This is a genomic window from Lutibacter sp. (assembly GCF_041562875.1).
GTDB lineage: Bacteria > Bacteroidota > Bacteroidia > Flavobacteriales > Flavobacteriaceae > Lutibacter.
In genome coordinates, this window is sequence record NZ_JBFFOE010000139.1 from 1 (window position 1) to 5,316 (window position 5,316).

The window sequence follows — 5,316 nt, forward strand, 5'->3', positions numbered from 1 at the left end:
ATCTTTTACTAATTTTTGATTTATTAATTTTCTTGTTTTTTCCGAAGAGATGAAATTAGTATTTGGAAATCCAACAAGTTTATTTTCTACATTTAATAATTCTAAAAAAGGAATATGTGTTGTACTTGTTACGGCAATAGAATTCAAAGGTATTTTAATCGTATTTTTTAAAGAGCTTTTTTGCTTTGTAAGTGTATACTCTATATATTCTTTAGCATCTGGATAGGGTAATTTAATGACCAATTTTGTTTCATCATTTAATTTTATAATATCGAATCCATGGGCGTATTTTACGGTTGAAGTTGGTCTGGTTTCTTCAGTTTTTTTGGTTTCATTTTTACAAGAAATAAATAAAATAAGAATGAGTAGTATTTGAGTTAAGTAAAATTTCATGATATTATTTTTTAAAGAATTTTATAGCTGTTATTTTGTTTTACAATTTTAATAATTTGACCATATTCTATTTTAAAGTCAAAAGATTTAGAAAGAGGGATATTATTTATGTTAGCAACAATGCTTCTTATAACTCCTCCGTGGGTTGTAATAATTATTTTTTTTGAATTGTTATTTGATGTAATTTCATAAAAAAATTCAGTAGCTCTTTTAAACAAATCTGTGTAAGCTTCTCCATTTGGTATGCTAACATTCACAAAATCATTCATCCACACATCTAGTTCAGTTTTTGGAATAGCATCCCAATTGTGATTTTCCCAATCTCCAAAATTTAGTTCCATTAATCGCTTGTCGGTGATTATATTTTGAGAAAATTTTGAAGCTAATTTTATGCATCTTTTTAACGGACTTGAATAAACCAATGTGCCAGTTTCTGAAGAAACAGCAGTCGTTATTTTAGACGCTTCATTTTCAAATGAATTTGTTACATCAATATCTAGTTGACCATAACAAATATTTTTCTCTATGTTAGGAGTTGTATGCCGGATTAGATAAATTTCCATAAAACTAAAATGCTTAAATAAAATGTTACTTCTGCTATTTGTTGTGTTGCACCAGCGCAGTCACCTGTTTGGCCACCGATCCATTTTTTAAAAAACCTTCCTAATAATAACATAGAAATGAAAGGCGGTATCAAGGTTAAAAATACCCAATAAGTGTTGTAAAAGAACAAAGGTACTAAGCCAATAATCCCATTAATTACTAATGAAGATAATTTTAAAGCATGTGCCATTGGTTTTGTTTTGCTGCTATTATCATCTCTAACATAAGGATATAAATATAATAGCATCGTTGAAATAAAACGACTCACACTATGACCTGCAATAAAAGTTATGAATAGTTGACTAGAAACTGAACTTAAAGCTAAAAATTTTAAAGCTAACAAACCAACCAAGCCAACAGTACCATAGGTTCCCAAACGAGAATCTTTCATAATGGTTAAAATTTTTTCTTTAGTCCATCCTCCTCCAAATCCATCACAAAAATCAGCAAAACCATCTTCGTGAAAAGCACCAGTAATCCAAATTGTTGAAATTATACTTAAAAGTAAGGCAATGTTTTCAGGCAAAATAAATGATATTCCCCAATAAACGATTGCTCCAAAACTTCCAACAACAATACCAACCAAAGAAAAATATTTGGTACTTTTATTTAATATTTCAGGCGAATGATCTATCCATTTCGGACAGGGGATTCGGGTAAAAAACATGAGTGCAGTAAAAAATATATGTAGCTCTTTTTTTAGCATTATAAAATGAAATTAATTTTCTTTATTGCTAACTCCTGCACTTTCAAAGCTTGCCATTTTGTTCATGAAATTTGCAGCAGATTGTATAATTGGATAAACAATTGCGGCTCCAGTTCCTTCACCTAAACGTAAATCTAATTGTAAAATAGGAGTTGCGTTTAAATAATTCAGCATGTTTTTATGTCCTTGTTCATCTGAAACATGAGAAAATAAACAATAATCTAAAATTGTTGGCTCTATTGCTTGAGCCACTAATAAAGCTGAAGTAACAATAAATCCATCTACAATGATAGTCATTTTTAATTCAGCAGCTTCTAACATAGCTCCACATATCATTGCTATTTCAAATCCACCAAAGTTTTGTAAATTCTCTAAAGCATTGGTACTAATCCCATGAAATTCTTGTACTTGCTTTAAAACAGTTGCTTTTTTAGAAACACCTGTTTCTGTTAAACCTGTTCCTTTACCAACACAATTTTCAATAGGAATTTTAGTAAAAGCGCTCATTAATAAGGCTGCAGAAGATGTATTTCCAATTCCCATTTCTCCAAATGAAATACAATTACATCCATTAGAGTGTTTTTGAATCATTAATTCACTACCAATTTCAATGGCTTTGTAGCATTGTTCTTCACTCATAGCGGGCTCTTTTGAATAATCGCAAGTTCCATGAGCTATTTTAGCATTGATTAATGATTTATTTGGTGTAAATTCAAAATTCACACCTGCATCAACAATACTTAAATTTATATTGTTTTGTTCACAAAAAACATTGATTGCAGCACCACCGCTTAAAAAGTTTAACACCATTTGAGCTGTTACTTCTTGTGGATAAGGGCTTACAATATTAGTTGCTGCAATTCCGTGGTCGGCTGCAAAAACAATAAGGGCAGTATTATTAAGTTGAGGTGTTAAAGTTTCTTGAATTAAACACAATTTTTCAGCAATTTTCTCAAGAGTTCCTAAGGAATTTAAAGGTTTTGTTTTAAAATCAATTTTATGCTTAATTTGAGTTTTTAACTCGTTGTTAATTGGTGAAATGTTGAACAATTTCATAGATTTTTAGATATCTTTATTTTAATATTAATGGAAGGCCAGAAACCATAAAAACAGCTTTATCTGCTTTTTTAGCAATGCTTTGGTTAACCCAACCTTGTAATTCTGTAAATTTTCTAGCAATATGAGTTTGGGCATGAACACCCATTCCAATTTCATTAGAAATGATAATAATATCACTATTTAACTTTGCTAGAATTTCTATTTCATTTATAGCAAACTTTAACGAATCTTCAACATTATTATTTGAGTCGAAGTATAAATTAGTGAGCCATAGCGTAACACAATCAATTACAATAACTGATTTTTTTGGGATTACTTTTGATATTTCTTTTTCTTCTTCAATTGTCGTCCATCGGTCATCACGATCTGATTGATGTCTTTTTACTCTTTTTTTAAAATCTTCATCCCAAATTCTAGATGTAGCTAAATAAAAAGGTGTTTCGCTTAAACTTTCGGCTAGTTGCTGTGCATACGAACTTTTTCCAGATCGCTCACCTCCAGTGATATAGTATAACATGGGCTAAAAAATTTCAGCAAATGTAATATTTTTCATAAAAAAAGGATACGAATAACTCGTAATTAATCTTTATTAATTACTTTTGCAACTGATTATGGTTCTTATATATGCTTAATAATATATAAGTGAAAAGGGAAGTTGGTTAAAATCCAACGCTGTACCCGCAACTGTATGCTTAGTCAAATTTATTTGATGATTGTTATTAAACTTTTGCCACTGTTCTAAATGAATGGGAAGGTAAATAACAATACGCAAGCCAGGAGACCTGCCAGAAATCTTATTAATTAAAACTTTCGGGAGAAAAGTGAATTAACTATGATACAGTTTAACAGATTATTATTTATTTTTTTTATTTTTTTTGTAGGCACGAATTCGTATGCTCAAAAAGATTCAATTATTTCATTGGATGTTATTAATTTACAAACCATAAAATTAAATAAACATTCAAAAGGCTATAAGATATTAGCTATAAATGATTCTATTATTCAAAATAATTCGGAGTCATTTTCTTCATTATTGCGATTTAATTCGCCTATTTATATAAAAGAATATGGGGCAGGTGGTACAAGTTCTGCAAGTTTTAGAGGCACAAGCGCGTCAAATACAGCAGTAGTTTGGAATGGAATTAATATCAATTCAATTAATAATGGTCAAACCGGATTTAATTCTTTGAATGTAGGTTTGTTTGATAATATTAATGTAAGAAGTGGTGGAGGAAGTATTGAATTTGGCTCTGGAGCCATTGGTGGCACCATTCATTTAAACGATGAATTACATTTTGGAAATTATGTTAAAAATCAATTACTTGTATCTGTAGGTAGTTTTGAAACCTATCATAATTTATATAAATTTTCTTTCGGAACTGAAACTACAGCAATAAAAGTAGGGTTGTCTTATAATGAATCTGAAAATAATTATAAGTGGTTAGGGCATAATTTAAAAAACGAAAATGGTGCATATCATAACACCGATTTTAGTTTTAGTATAGCTCAAAAATTATCAAAGTTTAGTAAAATTAGTTTCTATACGTCTAAGTATGCTGGAAATAGACAATTTTCTGGTCAATTACCCAATCCTTCAGCAGCAAAAGAAAAATATAAGAACTATAGTTTTAGAAACTTACTAAATTTTAATTATCAAAAAAACAGGAGTTCATACAGTTTGAAATTTGCTTATTTAACACAAGAATATCAATATTTTGCTGATAAAAATAGCACAAATTTTAATTTCGGAAAATCTAAAAGATTCTTTCTAAATTATGATTTTAGTTATAAAATTTCTTCAAATTCAAGTATTGAATCATTTTCAGAAGTAGAATCTACCTTTGGAAAAACAGATCAGATGCTAGAGAAAAACAGAAAACAATTTTCACAATCTCTTATTTTTAATCAACGAATTGAAAATTTCGCTTCTTTTAATGCAAAAGTTAGAAAAGATTTTAATTCGGATTATACAATGCCTTTTGTTTTTGCACTTGGTGCTGAAATTAAACCTGCTAGAAATACTTTTGTTAGATTAAATGGTTCTAAAAATTACAGAGTTCCTAGCTATAACGACTTATATTGGCCGTCACTAGGAAATGAAAATTTAATTCCTGAATCATCACTTCAAGGAGAAATAGGTGTAGGTTATAAGAATAATAATTTAAAAATTGATGCTGGTGCTTTTTATATAGATGCTAAAGATAAAATTGTTTGGAAACCAGGAGCTGATCCAGAAAGACCTGAAGTTTGGACACCTGCTAATTTAGATGAAGTTATAAATAAAGGGCTAGAACTTGTTATAAATTATAAAAAAAATATTAAAAAGCATTCTTTTAATTTGAATGCAAATTATAGCTATACCATTTCTAAAGATAAAAACACAAAACAACTGTTACCATATATTCCTAAGCACTTACTAAATGGAACTTTAGGGTATTCCTATAAAAAGATAAGCGCATTTTATCAACATTTGTTCAATGGAGAGATTTATACAACTACTGATAATTTAGATGATTATACCGTTCCATATTTTAATGTTGGAAATTTTGGAGTTA

The 5,316-nt window shown here is 29.2% G+C and carries 5 protein-coding genes, 1 pseudogene and 1 riboswitch; of the genes and pseudogenes, 1 reads left to right on the plus strand and 5 read right to left on the minus strand.

Annotated elements, in window-relative coordinates; genetic code table 11:
• From ABY863_RS12650 to cobU, 5 genes and pseudogenes are all read right to left on the minus strand, one after another.
• Positions 1-393 (minus strand): annotated as a pseudogene (locus tag ABY863_RS12650) (ABC transporter substrate-binding protein); the annotation flags it as partial.
• A gap of 11 nt (positions 394-404) precedes the next feature.
• A complete protein-coding gene (cobC, locus tag ABY863_RS12655) occupies positions 405-956 on the minus strand; it encodes an alpha-ribazole phosphatase (protein ID WP_372795395.1) in 552 nt (183 codons plus the stop codon).
• Positions 941-1,702, minus strand: coding sequence for an adenosylcobinamide-GDP ribazoletransferase (locus tag ABY863_RS12660; RefSeq protein WP_372795397.1), 762 nt, complete (start codon positions 1,700-1,702; stop codon positions 941-943). Before ABY863_RS12660 ends, cobC begins: the two co-directional genes overlap by 16 nt.
• 12 nt (positions 1,703-1,714) lie before the next feature.
• Positions 1,715-2,758 carry a nicotinate-nucleotide--dimethylbenzimidazole phosphoribosyltransferase gene (gene cobT / locus ABY863_RS12665; protein ID WP_372795399.1) on the minus strand — a complete coding sequence of 348 codons (1,044 nt, stop codon included), beginning with the start codon at positions 2,756-2,758 and terminating at the stop codon, positions 1,715-1,717.
• Positions 2,759-2,774: 16 nt separating this feature from the next.
• Positions 2,775-3,278, minus strand: a complete 504-nt coding sequence (gene cobU / locus ABY863_RS12670; protein WP_372795401.1) for a bifunctional adenosylcobinamide kinase/adenosylcobinamide-phosphate guanylyltransferase — start codon at positions 3,276-3,278, stop codon at positions 2,775-2,777.
• A 78-nt stretch (positions 3,279-3,356) separates the two neighbouring features.
• Positions 3,357-3,566: riboswitch (cobalamin riboswitch) on the plus strand.
• Between the two features lie 27 nt (positions 3,567-3,593).
• On the opposite strand from cobU, the gene ABY863_RS12675 reads away from it, so the two are divergent.
• On the plus strand, positions 3,594-5,316 hold a 1,723-nt coding region (locus ABY863_RS12675), incomplete at its 3' end, for a TonB-dependent receptor plug domain-containing protein (RefSeq protein WP_372795403.1).